The following is a 16,826-nucleotide window of genomic DNA, read 5'->3' on the forward strand; positions in this document are numbered from 1 at the left end:
GCCTTTCTTCAGGTCTTGAACAGCAAGGCTGGTCCGTTGCGCAGGCGGGCTTCATCGGCGTCGAGGTCCTCGCGCACGTCGGCAGCCTGATCGACCGTTGGGGCCGACACGGCTCGGGAAGCCGCACGCTCGTCGCGTTCTTCCGAATGCTGGGAAGACTCGTCGATCAGTGCATGCAGCTGCACGGAACCGAGCAGGAAGATCGAGACCAGAACGATCTTGAGTCCGTCGCCGAAATCGAATTCGTCCATGACACGCTCCATCTGGATTCGCTGAGGACAAGCCAGCAATCGGCGGACCCGGGTGCCTCCGGCGCGATCAGGCGGGTGCGGAGAACAGGTTCTGCCGGCGCGATTCGGTCACGGCCTGGGCGCGCGTGGAGACGCCGAGCTTCACGAAGATGTTCTTCAGGTACCACTTCACCGTCTCGACGCCGATGGCGAGCGCGCGCGCGATCTCCTTGTTCGAGCGCCCCTGCTCGAGCAGGCGCAGCACCTCGGTTTCGCGCGCGGTGAGTTCCGCGACGCGTGTGCGCGAACCCGACTGGCCGCGCACACCGTGTGCCGGATGCCGGCTGATCATCAGCAGGCGTTGGGCCGTGGCGCTGAAGCGCACGCCCTCGCCGGCGTCGGCACCGTGCTTGCGGCAATGGTCGCGCGCGCGTTCCAGGATCGTGATCAGCGGCGGCCCCTCGTCGAGCAGCGAGCGGATCAGACCCAGCGGAACGGCCTCGTCGACGGTATCGAGCAGCGCGCGTTCGGCTTCCGCGGCCTCACCATCGAGGTCCAGCGCCACCGACAGCAGGATGCGCATGACCAGTTCCTGCAGCTTCTGTCCGCGGCGCGTGGCGGCGGCGATCTGTGCACGCAGGATGCCCACCGCCAGCCCCGCGGTGCCGCGCGCGCACAGCAGGCGCGCCTTGGCGGTCGCGATATAGACGCGCACCTCGTCGCTGTCGGTGGGCTGCTGGCGGGTGTCGACCTCGGCCAGGATCTGCTCGGCGCCGCGCACGTCCCCCCCGGTCAGCTTCACGCGCACGCGTTCGCAGGCCACCGCGACGCGCAGCCGGTCGAGCGACAGCGCGCGTCCCGTGTCCTCGCCTTCCTGGAGGATCGCCAGCGCTTCCTCGGCGTCGCCCTTGAGCAGCATCAGGCGGCTGCTCGACAGGTAGGTCGCGGTGTAGAAATCCACGACGCCGCCTTCGAAGCCGAGCACGCGGCTGTCGCTGAGCAGGCGCTCGGCCCGGGCCAGATCATTCTCTTCGTACAAGAGCTGGCCGAGCAGCGCGCCGGCGAGCCGCGCTGCGTGGGACTGGCGTCCGGCCGTACGGATCGCCACGTCCATCGCGCCCGAGAACATCTCGCGCGCCGCACCCAGGCGCCCTGCGCTCTGCGCGGCGATGCCGTCGAAACAGCGGCCGTAGACCGCCGCGAAGACACCCTCGACCCGATCCTGATAGGCGCGCGCCGACAGCATCAGCGGCGCGACCTTGCCGTAGTCCGAGGCCCGGATGTAGCAGTACGCCCGGATGTTGGCGGCCACCGCGACGGCCCAGGGCGAGAACTTGTCGACCTGCGAGAGGACCGGCTTCACGAGTTGCTCGACGCCGGTGATCTGGTCCGCGTAGACGCTGTTGCACGCGCGCACGCACTTGGCCTCGTCGAGCAGCAGCGCCTTCTGCTGCGGCGGCGCGGCCTCGGCGAGGCGCTCGACGTGCCACAGCGCTTCCATCGATTCCTGGCGGCGATGCGTCAGGCAGGTGGCCCAGGCGATGGCCATCTGCAGGCGTGGGCGGTCGAACAGCGCGGTGCGCGGCAACTGGCTGACCAGGTTCAGCAAGGTCGACATGTGACTGTGTTCGACCAGGTTCATCGCATCGCGCTCGACCAGCGCGACGGCCTCGGAGGTCTCTTCGGCGAGCAGAGCGTGCTTCACCGCATCGGCGGTGTGGCCGCGCGACGAAAACCACTCGGCGGCCGCCAGATGCAGATCCTTGATCTTGTCCGGCATCTGCTTCTGCAGGCGCCGGTGCAGGAAGCGCGCGAACAGGTGGTGGTAGCGGAACCACTGCCGCTCCTCGTCCATCGGCAGCAGGAACATCTCCTGCTTTTCCAGCGCCTCGAGCCGTGCCGTGCTGTCCTTCTTGCCGGTCACCGCGGCACAGAGATCGCCGCAGAGGCGGTCCAGCACCGAGGTCTTGAGCATGAAGCTGACCTGGTCCGCCGGCAGGTTGTCGACGACGTTCTCGGCCAGGTATTCGCCGATGTCGTTGGATGCGCCCGAGGTCCATTGCAGGATGCGCTCGTGATCGCCGGACTCGCGCAGCGACAGCGAGGCAAGCTGCAGCGCGGCCGCCCAGCCTTCGGTACTGCGCCACAGCGCGACCAGGTCTTCGGGCCGAAGATCCAGCGATTTCACCGAGGTCAGGTAGGTGCGCGATTCCTCGAAATCGAAGCGCAGCCGCGCGGCGTCAATTTCGACCAGCTCGTTCTGCACGCGCAGGCGGGCCAGCGGAATGCCGGTTCGCGTGCGGCTGGCGACGACGACGTGCAGGTTGGGCGGGCTGCGCGACAGCAGCATCTGCAGCGTCTCGTGCACGCGCGACTCGGTGACCAGGTGCCAGTCGTCGAGGAACAGCACAAAGTCGGCGTCGTGCAGCGAAAGATCATTGACCAGCGTGTCGATGACGAAGTCGACGGCGCTGCCCGGGCTGGCCTCGATCACGTCGCGCAAGCCTTCGCCCATGTCGGGCTCGGCGCTGCGCACGGCCTCGACCAGGTATCCGAGGAAGCGGTTGAGATCGTTGTCGGATGAATCGACGGCGAGCCAGGCCACCGAGGTGCCGGCCTCGCGAAGCTGGGCATGCCACTGCGTCGCCAGCGTCGTCTTGCCGAAGCCCGCAGGCCCGTAGACCAGCGCCAGCTTGCGCGACAAGGTCTCGCGCAAGGTTTCGATGAGCTGCGGCCGCTCGATCAGCGTCCCGCGGTTGGACGGAGGCCGCAGCTTGGTACTGACCAGGGGCTTGGGCCGCGTGCCGGTATTGTTCTTGTTCGCTGCGCGCTTCATTTCCGTTCGAGCATCACCGATACAGGGTTTTATCGGAGTGCCGGGCGCAAGTCCACGCGCGCAGGGAAGAACGGCAGCCGTGTCAGCCGCGCAGCATCGCCTGCGCAGCGTTGCGCCCACAGGCGCCCATCACGCCGCCGCCCGGGTGGGCCGCGGCGCCGCACAGGAACAGGCCCGGCACGGGTGTCGCGTAGTCACCCCAGCCCGGTACCGGACGGAAGCTGAAGAGCTGATGCAGCGGCATGGCGCCCTGGAAGATGTTGCCGCCGGTGAGATTGAAACGGCGCTCCAGGTCGGGCGGCGCCAGCACTTCGCGATGCAGCACACTGGCCGCGAAGTTGGGCGCATGCTCGTTGATCTGCGAGATGCAGCGGTCGGCGAACACGTCGCGCAGGCTGTCCCAGCCCGCTTCGGTCGGGGTATACGGCGCGTACTGCACGAACAGGTTCACGATGTGGTGACCGGCCGGCGCGAGCGTCGTGTCCACGCTGCTCGGGATCACCATCTCGATCACCGGCCGTTGGCTTGGCATGCCGCGCCGCGCATCCTCGTAGGCGCGCTCGAGGTCTTCTGGCATCGAGTTGATGTGGATCGTGCCGCGATGCTCCGGGCCGACCGCGCCGCCGCGATCCGGCATGCAGCGGAAGCGCGGCAATTCGGAGACGGCGAGATTGATCTTCACCGCGGCGCTCGAGTAGTCGATCCGGCGCACGGCGCGCCGGAAGTCTGCGGGCAGCGCATCGGCGCGGACCAGATGCTCGAACGTGACCTGGGCGGTGGCGTTGGAAGCCACTTGCCGGGCGCGGATCATCTCGCCGTTGCCTAGCCGCACGCCGCAGGCGCGGCCGTTCTCGACCAGGATCTCGGCCACCGGCGCATCACAACGGATCTCGACGCCCGACGCCTGTGCCGAGCGTGCCATCGCCTGCGTCAGCGCTCCCATGCCGCCTTCCACATAGCCCCAGACACCACGCGCACCGCCGGCCATGCCCATGACGTGGTGCAGCAGCACATAGCCGGAACCGGCAGCGGAGGGCGGGGCGAAGCTGCCGATGATCGCGTCGGTGGCGAGCGTGCCCTTCAGCTCCGGCGATTCGAACCAGCGATCGAGCACCGGCGTCGCGGCGCCCGTCAGGATCTCGATGGCCTCCGGCAGATCGGGGCCCAGCTTCTTCATCGCCCGATACAGCGCGCTGCCGCGGCGCAGGTTGCGCAGGCGGTCCATGAAGCCGCGACGGCGCCACTCGGCGGGCAGCGGCAGCAGGTCGGGCGGCGTGTCCATCAGCGCCGGCTCGAGGTGCTCGGCGATACGCGTCAGCAGCGCTTCGTACTTCGGGTAGGCCTCGGCATCGCGCGCCGAGAATTTCGCGATCTCGCTGCGATTGAGTTCCGCGTCCGGCCCCATCAGCAGCGAACGGCCGTCCGCGAACGGCGTGAACGACGAAGGGCTGCGCGGCAGAACCTTGTAGCCGAATTGCGTGAGCCGCAGATCGCGTTCGATCTCCGGCAGCAGCAGGCTGACCACGTACGAGGCGGTGGACGTGCGATAGCCCGGCGCGATCTCCTCGGTGACGCAGGCGCCGCCGACGAGGCCGCGCCGTTCGAGAACCAGCACCTTGCGGCCGGCTTTTGCGAGATAGGCGGCGCAGACCAGGCCGTTGTGGCCGGCGCCGATGATCAGGGTGTCGTAGGTCGCGTTCACGGAGTCGGGCCTGTTGCGCGGTTGCGCGCGCGGCTACTGTGCGTCAATGGACGTTCCGGAGCATCTGTCGGCCCTCGACCCCGGCCTGGTCGCTGCCTATCGCGCGACGCATTACCGCGTCGATCTCGCGCCGCCGTTCACGATGAAGGTAGACGTGCACGGCCCCGGCCTCGGGCGTCTGATGCAGGCCGGGGGCCACACTGGCGCGATGTTCATCACGGCCTGGAATCCGCTCGGCGAGTCGCTGTCGCGCGATCGGAACGAGCAGCGGCAGCAGCGGTTGATCGATGAACTGCGCGCCGCCGGCCTGGCCTGGGTGCCCGGCGTCGGGTCGGATCCCAGCGGTGCCTGGCCGGACGAGGAGGTCAGCGTCCTGGTACCGGACGTGGATCGAGCGGCGGCCTGCGATTGGGGGCGCCGGCATGGTCAGAACGCGGTGCTGTGGGCGGATACCGATGCGGTGCCGAAGTTGCTGCTGCTGCGTTGAGCGCGGTAGCCCGGGTGAAACCCGGGGCTTTGCGCTCCGATCGCGCCGAAAATTCCGGGTTTCACCCGGGCTACGGTGCGGAGAAATCAGAAGTTCGGGGCAACCGGCTCGGCCTTGTAGCGCTGGACGCTGTCGAGGATCGCCTTCTTGGCGTCCTGGGGGCCGTGCCAGCCCCTGATCTTCACCCACTTCCCTTTTTCGAGATCCTTGTAGTGCTCGAAGAAATGGGAGATCTGGTCGCGGATCAGGTCGGGCAGCTCGCGGACCGAGGTGATGTCGCTGTACAAGCGGCTGATCTTGTCGCTGGGGACCACCACCAGCTTCTCGTCGATGCCGCTCTCGTCTTCCATCTCGAGCATGCCGATCGGACGGCAGTTGATGATGCAGCCCGGCGTCAGCTGCATCGGCATCATCACCAGGGCGTCGATCGGATCGCCGTCGCCGCTCAGCGTGTGCGGCACATACCCGTAGTTGCAGGGGTAGCGCATCGGCGTCGTCAGCAGGCGATCCACGAAGATCTGCCCGGATGCCTTGTCCACCTCGTACTTCACGGGCTCGCTGTTCATCGCGATTTCGATGACGACGTTGATGTCGTCGGGAACGTTCTTGCCAGTGGGGACGAGTTCGAGGGACATCAGGAGGGACCTTGCCGGAGCGGGGAATCGGGGGGCGGGAATTATATCGGCGGTGCCGTCCGGAATGATGCGTCGCACCAAATCAGGACGCAAAAAAAGCCCCGGACGAGCCGGGGCTTTTTCTTGATGCAGACCGATCAGAGCAGGGGCACCAGCAGCAGGGCCACGATGTTGATGAGTCCCGCGCCGCGTTTACGAACTGCCAGTGACAGTTCGTGCGGCGCGGGACGGGCGACGGGTCCCCCGTCGCCCCATCTCTCAAATCAGAGCAAGGGCACCAGCAACAACGCCACGATGTTGATGATCTTGATCAGCGGATTGATGGCCGGGCCGGCGGTGTCCTTGTACGGATCGCCCACGGTGTCGCCGGTGACGGCTGCCTTGTGCGCTTCCGAACCCTTGCCGCCGTGATGGCCTTCTTCGATGTACTTCTTGGCGTTATCCCAGGCGCCGCCACCCGTGCACATCGAGATCGCCACGAACAGGCCGGTCACGATGGTGCCCATCAGCAGGCCGCCCAGCGCATCCGCACCCAGCGTCATGCCGACGATGATCGGGATGAACAGCGGGAGCATCGAGGGGATGATCATCTCGCGGATGGCGGCCTTGGTCAGCAGGTCGACGCTCTTGGCGTAGTCCGGCTTGCCCGTGCCTTCCATGATGCCGGCGATCTCGCGGAACTGGCGGCGAACTTCCACCACCACCGCACCGGCCGCGCGACCCACCGCCTGCATGGCGAACGCGCCGAACAGGTAGGGAATCATGCCGCCGATGAGCAGGCCGATGACGACGTCGACGTTGTTGATCGAGAAGTCGACCGCCGTGCCCTTCTCGCTGAGCTTGTGCGCGTAGTCCGCGAACAGCACCAGCGCCGCCAGGCCCGCCGAACCGATGGCATAGCCCTTGGTCACGGCCTTGGTCGTGTTGCCGACCGCATCGAGCGCGTCCGTGGTCTTGCGGATGGACTTGTCCATGCCGCTCATCTCCGCGATGCCGCCCGCGTTGTCGGTGATCGGACCGTAGGCGTCGAGCGCCACGACCATGCCGGCCATCGACAGCATGGCCGTCGCCGCGATCGCGATGCCGTACAGGCCCGCGATCTCGTAGGTGCCCCACATCGCGGCCGCCACCACCAGCACCGGTGCAGCGGTCGACTTCATCGACACGGCGAGGCCGGCGATGACATTGGTGCCGTGACCCGTCTCCGAAGCCAGCGCGACCTGTTGAACCGGGCCGTACTCGGTTGCGGTGTAGTACTCGGTGATGACCACCAGCAGCGCGGTCAGGGCCAGGCCGATCAGCGTGCAGTAGAACAGCGGCATGCCGCCGTGGGGTAGGGCGTCGCTGACGGGGAACAGCGTCGTCGTCACGAAGTAGAACGCCACCGCCGCCAGGCCGCCGGAAACCGCGAGGCCGCGATACAGCGCGTTCATGATCTTGCCGCCTTCACGCGCCTTCACGAAGAACGTGCCGACGATCGAGGCGGGGATGCTGACCGCGCCGAGCAGCAGCGGGTACATCGCACCGGCCCAGCCGTAGGTCGCGTAGGAGATGCCCGCAACGAGCATCGCCGCGATCACGGTGACCGCGTAGGTCTCGAACAGATCCGCGGCCATGCCGGCGCAGTCGCCGACGTTGTCGCCCACGTTGTCGGCGATGACGGCCGGGTTGCGTGGGTCATCCTCGGGGATGCCCGCTTCGACCTTGCCCACCAGGTCGGCGCCGACGTCGGCACCCTTGGTGAAGATGCCGCCGCCGAGGCGCGCGAAGATCGAGATCAGCGACGAGCCGAAGGCCAGGCCGATCATGGGCTGCAGCGTCGCGTTGAGCGCTTCGGCGCTCGGCTCACCCTTCATGACCACCATGAAGTAGCCGGCCACGCCGAGCAGGCCCAGACCGACGACCAGCATGCCGGTGATGGCGCCGCCCTTGAAGCTGACGTTGAGCGCGTTGTTGAGGCTGACGGTGGCGGCCTGCGCGGTACGCACGTTGGCGCGAACCGACACGAACATGCCGATGAATCCGGCGAGGCCCGAGAGCACGGCACCGATGGCGAAGCCGATGGCGGTAGGCCAGCCGAGCTGCGGCACGAAGCCGATCACCAGGAACAGGATCACGCCGACGACGGCGATGCTCGTGTACTGGCGCCGCAGGTAGGCGCCGGCGCCTTCCTGAATCGCCGCGGCGATCGACTGCATCTTCTCGTTGCCCGCCGGCATGCCGACGATCCATTTGGCGACGACGCCGCCGTACACGATTGCCGCGGCCGCACAGGCCAGCGCAATCAACAACCCGTTTTCCAACAACATCGTATTGGCTCCCCTCTAATAGGTTTTGGGACGTCCGGTGCTGCGACGCGCTAGCCCGACCGTACATCCGGCCGATGGCCTTATAAGGCGACAAAAAACGCGCGCGAGTCTACCACGGGGTTTTTGGGCTCCGACCATGCCGAGGGTGCTCCCGTAACTCGCCCAAGAGGGGGCCCTTCGGGCACAATCCGTGCAGTTAGAAAGGGGCCAGAGCACGCGCGCCGCACGGCGGGCGTTGAACCATCACAAGCCCGGTACAGGGCTGACACTCAAGCGATAGACACACCATGAGACTAGTGCTGCTAGGTGCGCCCGGCTCGGGCAAGGGAACCCAGGGCGAGAAGTTGGTCGCCCACTTCGGTATTCCCAAGATTTCGACTGGCGACGCGCTGCGTGCCGCGGTCAAGGCCAAGACGCCGCTGGGCATGACCGCCAAGGCGGCCATGGACGCGGGCGACCTGGTCGCCAACGAGGTCGTGTACGGCATCGTCGAGGACCGGCTGGCCGAGGACGACGCCAAGAAGGGCTTCATCCTCGACGGCTTCCCGCGCAATCTCGCGCAGGCGCAGGTGCTCGACGACATGCTCAAGCGCCAGGGCGCCGCGGGCATCGGCAAGGCCCTGCACCTGCACGTGACCGACGAGGAGATCGTCAAGCGTCTGCTCGACCGCGCGCAGAAGGAAGGCCGCGCGGACGACACCGAGCCGGTCATCCGTCATCGCATCGAGGTCTACAACGCCGAGACCAGCCCGCTGCTCGACTTCTACGGCAAGCAGGGCAAGCTGGTGAAGGTCGAAGGCGTTGGCACGCTCGACGAGATCTTCCAGCGCATCGTCGCGGTGCTGAAGTAACCATTCGGGTCCGCACGTCGCGGACCCGTTTCGAAAGCTTGGCTGGATCGACCGCTGATCTGACGCGCCGGCCAAGGTTCGGTTCCGACGCCGCGTGCGACGCTCCTCGAACGATGACGAGGAGAGTCCCGAAGTGAACATCAAGATCGACCTGGAGCGGCACAAGACCGTGCCGCTGTCGCAAGTCCAGCTCGCAAGCCTGCTGACGGATGTCGAAGGCACGCTGAAGAAATTTCCCAAGCTGAAGAAGCTGAACGTGCTCGGCGCGCAGGACTTCCGCCTGGACATGCACACCATCGGGTCTTCGATCGCCAAGATCGCGCATGACGTCAGCTTCGGCGCGCGCTGCACGCTCGACCTGCCCAAGTCCGAGCTGAGCTGGAAGCCGATTCCCAAGGTCGGCAACGCGCAGCTCGAAGGGCAGCTCCGGCTGGCCGGCGAGGGTAAGTCCACGCGCATCACGCTGCGCGTGCGCGGCGAACTCAACGATGTGCCGGTGCCGCTGATGTATCGCCTCGTGGCGCCGGCCTTCATCCAGGGCAAGTTCACGGCCCTGATCGACAGCTTCCTCGACAAGCTCACCGCCGCCTCCGGCAGTCACAAGGCCCAGGTTTCGGCCTGAGCCTTCACCTTCAGGGGTTCGACGAATGAATGTCGCCAAGGACGCGATGGGCCTGGGCCTGCGTGTGCTCAATCGTTTCGCAGGACTCAAGGCGGTGGACAAGCTCGGCCTGCGCAAGCCCGCCGAGAAGGCGATCTTCGGCGCTTCGCGCGCGGGCTTCGCCACGGTCGGCGCCGCCAGCCGCGTCTTCAAGTCGACGCAGAAACTCGTGCAGCCTGCACGGTTGACGCAGCGTTCCGGCGACGGCCTCTTCGATCTGACTCCCAGCGAAGAGCAGGAGATGCTGCGTGACTCGTGCCGCAGCTTCGCGGACGAGCAGCTGCGTCCTGCGGCCCTTGCCGCCGACACGGCCTGTGCAGCGACGCCCGAACTGCTCGCCTCGGCAAGTGAGCTCGGCATCCACCTGCTGGGCCTGCCGGAGTCGCTCGGCGGAGCAGGGCAGGAACGTTCGGCGATGACCAGCGTGCTGGTGGCCGAGGCGCTCGCGCATGGCGATCTGTCGCTTGCCGTGGCCTGCCTCGCACCCTCGGCGGTCAGCAATGCGCTGGTGCTGTGGGGGGACAGCGAGCAGCAGTCGGCCTATCTGCCCGCTTTCGCCGGAGAGAAATCGCCGGCGGCGGCGCTTGCGATCCAGGAACCTTCGGCGCTGTTCGATCCGTTCAAGTTGTCGGTCAAGGCGCGCCGCACGCCGGACGGTTATGTGCTCGACGGCGTGAAGTCGCTGGTCCCGCGCGCGGCGCAGGCCGAGCTGTTCATCGTCGCGGCTCATCTCGAAGGTCGTGGTCCGGCCTTGTTCATCGTCGAATCGTCGACGGCCGGTCTGAGCATCCAGGCAGAGCCGGCCATGGGCCTGCGCGCCGCGGCCACCGGCCGTGTCGTGCTCGACAACGTCGTGCTCGCGAATCGCGCGCTGCTCGGCAACGGGTCGGCCGACATCTACGCCACCTGCATCAGTCTTGCGCGCGTGGGCTGGTGCGCGGTGGCGGTCGGCACAGCGCAGGCCGCGCTCGATTACCTCGTGCCCTACGTCAACGAGCGTGTCGCGTTCGGCGAGCCGATCAGTCATCGCCAGGCGGTCGCGTTCACGGTGGCCAATGCGGCGATCGAGATCGAGGGAATGCGCCTGTTGACGTATCGCGCCGCGAGCCGCGCGGAGCAGTCGAAATCCTTCTTCGAGGAGACGGCGCTCGCGCGCCGGCTGTGCGCCGACAAGGGCATGCAGATCGGCTCCGACGCCGTGCAGCTGCTCGGCGGACACGGCTTCGTGAAGGAGCATCCGGCGGAACGCTGGTATCGCGATCTTCGCGCCGTCGGTTTCATCGAAGGCGTGCTGCTGGTCTGAACCATGAAGCCGACGAATCGCTGCGCATTGGTCACCGGCGCCTCCGCCGGCATCGGAACCTCGTTCGCGCGGCTGCTCGCCGCCGAAGGCTATGACCTGTTGCTGGTCGCGCGGCGCGAAGACCGCCTGCGAGAGCTGGCAAACGAACTGTCGAGCGCCCACGGCGTGCGTTGCGAGATCGCGCCGGCCGACCTGACCGATCGTTCCGCGCCGCTCGACGTCATGGCGCGAGCCGACGCGCTGCGCATGCCGATCGACGTGCTGATCAACAACGCGGGGCTCTCCGGCAAGGGCAAGTTCGCGGAGACGCCATGGAAGGATCTGGCCGGCGAACTGCAGATCATGGTCACCGCGGTGACCGAACTGGCGCATCGTGCGGCGCCCGGCATGAAGGAACGAGGCTGGGGCCGCATCGTGAACCTGTCCTCGATCGCCGCGTTCGCCCCGCCGGGTGCGAGCCTGCTGTACACCGGCATCAAGAGCTACGTGCTCAACATGTCGCAGGCGCTGGACATGGAGCTCAAGCCGCACGGGGTTTTCGTCACGGCGCTCTGTCCCGGGTTCACGCGCAGCGAGTTCCACGACGTGATGGGCACGCGCGACACGATGAACAAGTTTCCCGACTTCGTCTGGCAGACGGCGGACGAAGTCGCGAAGGCCGGTTACGAGGCCGTCATGAAGGGCCGGCCGGTATGCGTGCCGGGCCTCGTGAACAAGCTGACCGTGGGTGCCCTGCGTCCGCTGCCCGAAACGCTGCGCTATCACCTCGGCCGGCTCGCCAATCCGTTCAAGTAAATTCATGAGCGCCCGCCGCGGCGGACGCTCGAGGATCGCTCGATGATGAATCTCGAAACGCCCCGCAAGTTCGCCGGCCTCGTGCAGCAGGCGCAGCAGGTAGCGACGGAAATCTTCCGGCCCAATTCGCGCAAGTACGATCGCGCCGAGCACCGCTATCCGAAGGAACTCGACGTGCTCGCCGCGCTGCTCGACGGCATGACCGCGGCGGGCGGCAACTCCGGCGCGGGTGCGGCAGGTGTGCGCCGCGACGCGGTGATGGAAGCCGGCAATCGCAACGGCTCCAACCTGTCGACCGTGCTCGGTGCGATGGAACTGTGCTGGGGCGATGTCGGCTTGCTGCTGTCGATGCCGCGCCAGGGCCTTGGCAACTCGGCGATCGCCAGCGTGGCCAACGAGGAACAACTCGCGCGCTTCAAGGGACGCTGGGCGGCGATGGCCATCACCGAGCCGGGTTGCGGTTCCGATTCCGCGGCGATCCGCGCGACCGCCGTGCTCGATGGCGACGACTACGTCCTCAACGGCGAGAAGATCTACGTCACCGCGGGCGAGCGCGCGGAACTCGTCGTGGTCTGGGCCACGCTCGACAAGAGCAAGGGCCGCGCAGCGATCAAGAGCTTCGTCGTCGAGAAAGGCACGCCCGGGTTCGAACTCGTGCGCCTGGAACACAAGCTCGGCATTCGCGCTTCCGATACCGCGGCGTTCCTGTTGAAGGACTGCCGCGTGCCGAAAGCGAATCTGCTCGGCGATCCGGAGATCAACGTCGAGAAGGGTTTCGCTGGCGTCATGCAGACCTTCGACAACACGCGTCCGCTGGTGGCCGCGATGGCCGTCGGCCTGACGCGCGCCTGTCTCGAAGAGACGCGCAAGCTGCTGACCAAGGCTGGCGTGACCGTCGACTACCTGAAGTCGACGCACACGCAGACGGCCGCCGCCTCCGAGTTCCTGCGCATGCAGGCTGATTACGAGGCCGCGCGCCTGCTGACCTTGCAGGCCGCGTGGATGGCCGACAACCGCAAGCCCAACTCGCTGCAGGCGAGCATGGCCAAGGCGAAAGCCGGACGCGTCGCCACCGAGGTGGCGCTCAAGTGCGTGGAGCTCGCGGGCAGTCTCGGTTACGTCGAAGGCGAGAGCGGCTTTGGCCTGCTCGAGAAGTGGGCGCGCGACGCCAAGATCCTCGACATCTTCGAGGGCACGCAGCAGATCCAGCTCCTGATCGTGGCGCGTCGTCTGCTCGGCAAGACCTCGGCCGAACTCAAGTAACGGCGGATGCATCGTCCCTGCGCCGAGGGACAGCCGCCATCGGGCCAGGCGACAAAATCTCGCTCATCCCGCTCGACCAGTTGTAGATGTGCGACCCGGTCATGTACGACAGCGCGATCATCGGCTGCGCATCCGGGACGAGCGTGGCGACCGGCACCTTGATCAGGCTGGCCTGCTCGCCGCCACTGATCACGAAGGCATTGCGATCGTGCGTGAGCGTGACGCCGCGCGGCTTGTGCACGGACAGCGTCTTGATCAGCACGCGTTCGCGCAGCGACCAGAACGTGACGAGATTGCTGTCCGGATGCGTCACGGCCGCGACGCCCGTTTCGTCGTGGATCGCCACGCTCAGGGCTTCTCCGCGCAGATCGCGCGGAAGCTGCGCGGGCTCGGTCAGCGTTTCCATCTCGCCGCCGGGATTGCGGATGCTCACGCCGCCGCGTTCCACGGTGCCCAGGCCCGCGCGCGGAGCCGATACCACGACCAGGCTTCGATCCCGCGCGATGCCCAGGTGGCCGGTGTTGAGGCGCGCGTCGGTGAGCAGCACGCGGTCGAGCAGCTTCTGCGACGCCACGTCGATGTAGGTCACGCTCGGTGGATCGCCGCCAAGTTCGCCACCGCCGTTGGTGACGACCAGCGTGCGGCCGTCGTCGATCAGGCGGCACTCGTGCGGCGCCTTGCCGTAGGACGGGAACGCGCCCAGGTAGTCGAGGCTGGTACTGTCGCGGATGCCGATGGCGCCGTCGAGGCTGTCCACATCGGCCTCGGTCGACATCAGCACCTTGCCGTCCGCGCTGTAGGCGCCATGCCCGTAGAAATAGCGGTTCTTCGTGGTAGGAATCGGGCGGATGATTTGTTGCGTGCCCAGGTCGTATTCGCAGGCGCCCGGTCCCTTCTTCTCGAACAGGGCCAGGCGATGAAGCTGTTGCGGATGCGCGTGGATTCCGTGAGGCAGGAAGCGCGACGGCGTGATCGATCGTCGCGCGCCGGCGGCGTCCACATCGACCACCGACATGACGAACCGGGTCTGAGCTTCAGCGTCTTCCCGGTACTGCCCGCCGCCGAGGAAGACGTCGGTGCCTTCGACCCGCTTCTGCGCCGGCTCGGATCGCTTGCAGCCGGCGAGCAGGACGATCGACGCGATCAGGAAATCTCGGCGGTTGATCGGCATCGGGCATCGGCTGCGGTTGCGACGCGAAGCAGCTTAGCAGCCTCGAAATCAGCGTAACGGCAGCGGCGCAGGCTTGCGCACGAACCCACCGTCGTCCTGCACGGGAAGAAACGCGGAAGGACGATCGAGCGGCAACGCGTCGCGCAATGCATCGGCCGAGCACAGTGCCACCGTGAAGTAATCGGTCTGGTGCAGGGGATGCTGCAGGCAGGCCTCGAGCACCGCGCGATCGGACTCGCGGTACGCCGAAATGCGCCAGAAGACGTGGTTGACGACGAGCACGAACGAGGGCTCGGCAATCCAGCGAAAGCGGAACGGTGTCGTGCCTTGCGCGTCGGTGCGAAGGTGATGATCCAGGGCATCCCGATACTGCCCTCGTTCGATCTGTTCACGTGCCGCGGGATGCTGGTCGAGGTAGTACGCGTCGTCGAAAGCCAGCGCCTCGCGGATCAGCCGCCGGCAATCGCGGAAGTGGCCGACGCCGGGCAGCGCGTATTCGGTTTCCCATGGCGCGAAGACCCATCCGCATCCGGCCAGCGGGACGTTCATGGGAGTCCGCTGCAGATAGTCGCGCGTGCTGGCCAGGTCGCGCGTGTACGCGCTCTGCGTGGTTTCGAAACGCAGCAGGCTCGCCTGATAGCGGGCCGCAGCCGAAGGCTGCAGCATGACCACCACCGCTCCCAGCGCGAGCAGGTATCGCAGGCGTCCACGCTGTGCCGACGCAAGGCACAGGACGACGATCGCCAGCAGCGTCGGTGCCAGCGCGTACTTCGCACTCCAGCTCTGGCTCAACAACAGGAACCAGGCGGCCTGCACGCTGCCGATCAGTCCGAGCATCAGCAGCAAGCGTCGCAGCGGATCCGGACGCTGCCGCATCAGGAGCAGCGTGAACAGCAGCAGGCCCGCCATCGCGACGATCCCCGTCCAGCCCGGCAGGCCATAGCGCTGTTCGAAGTCGCGAGCGAGCACACTGGCGTTGCGTTTCAGGTTGCTCCCGAGCAGTGCGATGCGGGAAGGAGCCGTCTCCCACTCTGCGATTCCGGAGCCCTGGGTACGCAGGAATTCGCTGGCGTAGTCCGCGCGCTCCGCGCGTTGCTCGGCGGGCAGGGTGCGCAGCGAAGCCGCTTCATACAGCTTCCACGGAAGGACGGCCGCCATCAGGCCCAGCACCAGGACGCCGGCACGCAAGCCGTCCGAGCCAGAGCGGGCGCCTCGCACGAAAGCCACGAGGCCGTACAGCGCAAGGCCGACCACGCCGAACCACGCCAGGGCCTTGGCGAGCAGGGCGAGTCCCACGCAGACGCCGGCCACGAAACTTCGGCGCAGCCGTGAACGCGGACTCGCCTCGGGGTCGGGCTCCGCGAGCAGCACGCAGGCGAGGACCAGCAGCAGCACGACGACGAAATCGGCCGTCAGCGACAACCACCATGTGTGCGCGTAGAGCGTGAACGCCACGCAAAGGGCGGCCGCGGCCGTTCCCTTCAGGCCGAATCCGCGCAGCCGCAGCAGGATCAGCAGGAAGATCGCGAGGTGCACGCAGGCCGCGGTGACCGCGGGTACCCACAGCGCGTTGCCGAAGACCGCGATCATCGCGGCGGCGGGCAACAACAGCGTCGGGCCGGTGGTGACGTCCGGGTTGAACGGGAAGCTGCGTTCGTAATGCGTGGCCCAGCCCTGACCCAGCACGAAGCTCTTGGCTACGTTGGCGTGGTAGGCCGGGTCGAAGCCCAGTTCCGTGCGAAAGGCCGCACACAGCGTCGCCGCGAAGAACCAGGCGCACACGAGCAGGCACAGGCCTGCGGCGAGCCGCCTCGGTGACGTCGCGAAGATCATGCTGCCCTGGTCATGCGCGAACGCATCAAGGCGCACGCGCCAGCGCCCAGGCCTCGACTTTCGCGGCCCCGGAACGGCGCGCGGCGCGGGCGAGTGCATCCAGCGTGGCGCCCGTGGTCATCACGTCGTCGATCAGGGCGACGTGCCTGCCCTGGAGATTCCGCTCGATCCGGAATGCCCCCCGCAGGTTGCGTCGTCTCTGCGCTGCGGTCTGTCCGATCTGATCACCAGGCGACCGGACCAGGACGGCGGCACCAGCGTCGATCGGCGTGCCGCAGGCACGGGAAACCGCGCGCGCCAGTTCCTGCGCCTGGTTGTAGCCGCGCTGGAACATGCGACGCCGCGGCAGCGGAACCGGGATCAGCAGGTCGGGCAGCGGCGCACCGCGGCTGGCGGCCTGTCGTCCCATCAGGGTTCCGAGCACGCGCGACTGCTCGAACTGGGCGCCGTACTTGAGCCGATGCACGCCGCGCCGGACCGGCTCGATATGGATGAACGCCGTCCATGCCGAATCGAAGGCCGGCGGCCGCCGCAGGCATTTCGCGCAGGTCGCGATCACCGGCATCGGTTGCGCGCACGACGGGCAGGCCACGCGATTCCACGGCAACTCCGCCTTGCAGCCCTCGCAGACGCCTTCCGCGGCGTCGGCCGAGCCACACCAGACACAGCGTTCCGGCGCCAGCAGGCGGATGGCGTCGTCAACCCAATGGGCGACTCTCAAGTTGACAGTGCCTCCGTACGCCTTGGAAA

Annotated in this window: 14 protein-coding genes; 6 read left to right on the forward strand and 8 right to left on the reverse strand. The window is 67.2% G+C overall.

Annotated features, from left to right (window positions below):
• Positions 1 to 8: 8 nt before the first annotated feature.
• The 3 genes from DFR24_RS20585 to DFR24_RS20595 all read right to left on the reverse strand — a co-directional run bounded on the left by DFR24_RS20585 (position 9) and on the right by DFR24_RS20595 (position 4,768).
• A complete protein-coding gene (locus DFR24_RS20585) occupies positions 9 to 251 on the reverse strand; it encodes a hypothetical protein (RefSeq protein WP_133883327.1) in 243 nt (80 codons plus the stop codon).
• Between the two features lie 67 nt (positions 252 to 318).
• Entirely contained in the window at positions 319 to 3,066 is a 2,748-nt protein-coding gene (locus tag DFR24_RS20590) for a LuxR C-terminal-related transcriptional regulator (RefSeq protein WP_133883328.1), read from the reverse strand.
• A gap of 82 nt (positions 3,067 to 3,148) precedes the next feature.
• Positions 3,149 to 4,768, reverse strand: coding sequence for a phytoene desaturase family protein (locus tag DFR24_RS20595; protein ID WP_133883329.1), 1,620 nt, complete (start codon positions 4,766 to 4,768; stop codon positions 3,149 to 3,151).
• Between the two features lie 46 nt (positions 4,769 to 4,814).
• Between DFR24_RS20595 and DFR24_RS20600 the strand changes: the two genes are divergently transcribed.
• Positions 4,815 to 5,255 carry a DUF3293 domain-containing protein gene (locus DFR24_RS20600; protein ID WP_133883330.1) on the forward strand — a complete coding sequence of 147 codons (441 nt, stop codon included), beginning with the start codon at positions 4,815 to 4,817 and terminating at the stop codon, positions 5,253 to 5,255.
• Between the two features lie 86 nt (positions 5,256 to 5,341).
• Here DFR24_RS20600 and ppa read toward each other — a convergent pair whose 3' ends face one another.
• Positions 5,342 to 5,890 carry an inorganic diphosphatase gene (ppa, locus tag DFR24_RS20605; RefSeq protein ID WP_133883331.1) on the reverse strand — a complete coding sequence of 183 codons (549 nt, stop codon included), beginning with the start codon at positions 5,888 to 5,890 and terminating at the stop codon, positions 5,342 to 5,344.
• A 263-nt stretch (positions 5,891 to 6,153) separates the two neighbouring features.
• The gene (locus DFR24_RS20610; protein ID WP_133883332.1) at positions 6,154 to 8,199 is read right to left on the reverse strand and encodes a sodium-translocating pyrophosphatase; all 2,046 of its coding nucleotides are present in this window, start codon (positions 8,197 to 8,199) and stop codon (positions 6,154 to 6,156) included.
• 287 nt (positions 8,200 to 8,486) lie between these two features.
• On the opposite strand from DFR24_RS20610, the gene DFR24_RS20615 reads away from it, so the two are divergent.
• The 5 genes from DFR24_RS20615 (at position 8,487) to DFR24_RS20635 (ending at position 13,072) form a co-directional block, all read left to right on the forward strand.
• Positions 8,487 to 9,050, forward strand: coding sequence for an adenylate kinase (locus tag DFR24_RS20615; protein ID WP_133883333.1), 564 nt, complete (start codon positions 8,487 to 8,489; stop codon positions 9,048 to 9,050).
• Positions 9,051 to 9,183: 133 nt separating this feature from the next.
• Positions 9,184 to 9,672, forward strand: coding sequence for an SRPBCC family protein (locus DFR24_RS20620; protein WP_133883334.1), 489 nt, complete (start codon positions 9,184 to 9,186; stop codon positions 9,670 to 9,672).
• Positions 9,673 to 9,718: 46 nt separating this feature from the next.
• Positions 9,719 to 11,014, forward strand: coding sequence for an acyl-CoA dehydrogenase family protein (locus DFR24_RS20625; protein ID WP_133883524.1), 1,296 nt, complete (start codon positions 9,719 to 9,721; stop codon positions 11,012 to 11,014).
• 3 nt (positions 11,015 to 11,017) lie between these two features.
• Positions 11,018 to 11,809: an SDR family NAD(P)-dependent oxidoreductase gene (locus tag DFR24_RS20630; RefSeq protein ID WP_133883335.1), complete on the forward strand. Its 792-nt coding sequence runs from the start codon at positions 11,018 to 11,020 to the stop codon at positions 11,807 to 11,809.
• A gap of 42 nt (positions 11,810 to 11,851) precedes the next feature.
• Positions 11,852 to 13,072, forward strand: coding sequence for an acyl-CoA dehydrogenase family protein (locus DFR24_RS20635; protein ID WP_133883336.1), 1,221 nt, complete (start codon positions 11,852 to 11,854; stop codon positions 13,070 to 13,072).
• Here the strand turns inward: DFR24_RS20635 and DFR24_RS20640 are convergent.
• From DFR24_RS20640 to DFR24_RS20650, 3 genes are read right to left on the reverse strand one after another with little or no spacing between them, the layout of a single operon-like run.
• Positions 13,065 to 14,243 carry a DUF1513 domain-containing protein gene (locus tag DFR24_RS20640; protein WP_133883337.1) on the reverse strand — a complete coding sequence of 393 codons (1,179 nt, stop codon included), beginning with the start codon at positions 14,241 to 14,243 and terminating at the stop codon, positions 13,065 to 13,067. The genes DFR24_RS20635 and DFR24_RS20640 overlap by 8 nt on opposite strands.
• A 48-nt stretch (positions 14,244 to 14,291) precedes the next feature.
• Entirely contained in the window at positions 14,292 to 16,112 is a 1,821-nt protein-coding gene (locus DFR24_RS20645; RefSeq protein ID WP_162851349.1) for a hypothetical protein, read from the reverse strand.
• Positions 16,102 to 16,797, reverse strand: coding sequence for a ComF family protein (locus DFR24_RS20650; RefSeq protein WP_162851350.1), 696 nt, complete (start codon positions 16,795 to 16,797; stop codon positions 16,102 to 16,104). The genes DFR24_RS20645 and DFR24_RS20650 overlap by 11 nt, the downstream gene beginning before the upstream one ends.
• Positions 16,798 to 16,826: the final 29 nt, after the last annotated feature.

This window comes from Panacagrimonas perspica (assembly GCF_004364935.1).
GTDB classification, from domain to species: domain Bacteria; phylum Pseudomonadota; class Gammaproteobacteria; order Nevskiales; family Nevskiaceae; genus Panacagrimonas; species Panacagrimonas perspica.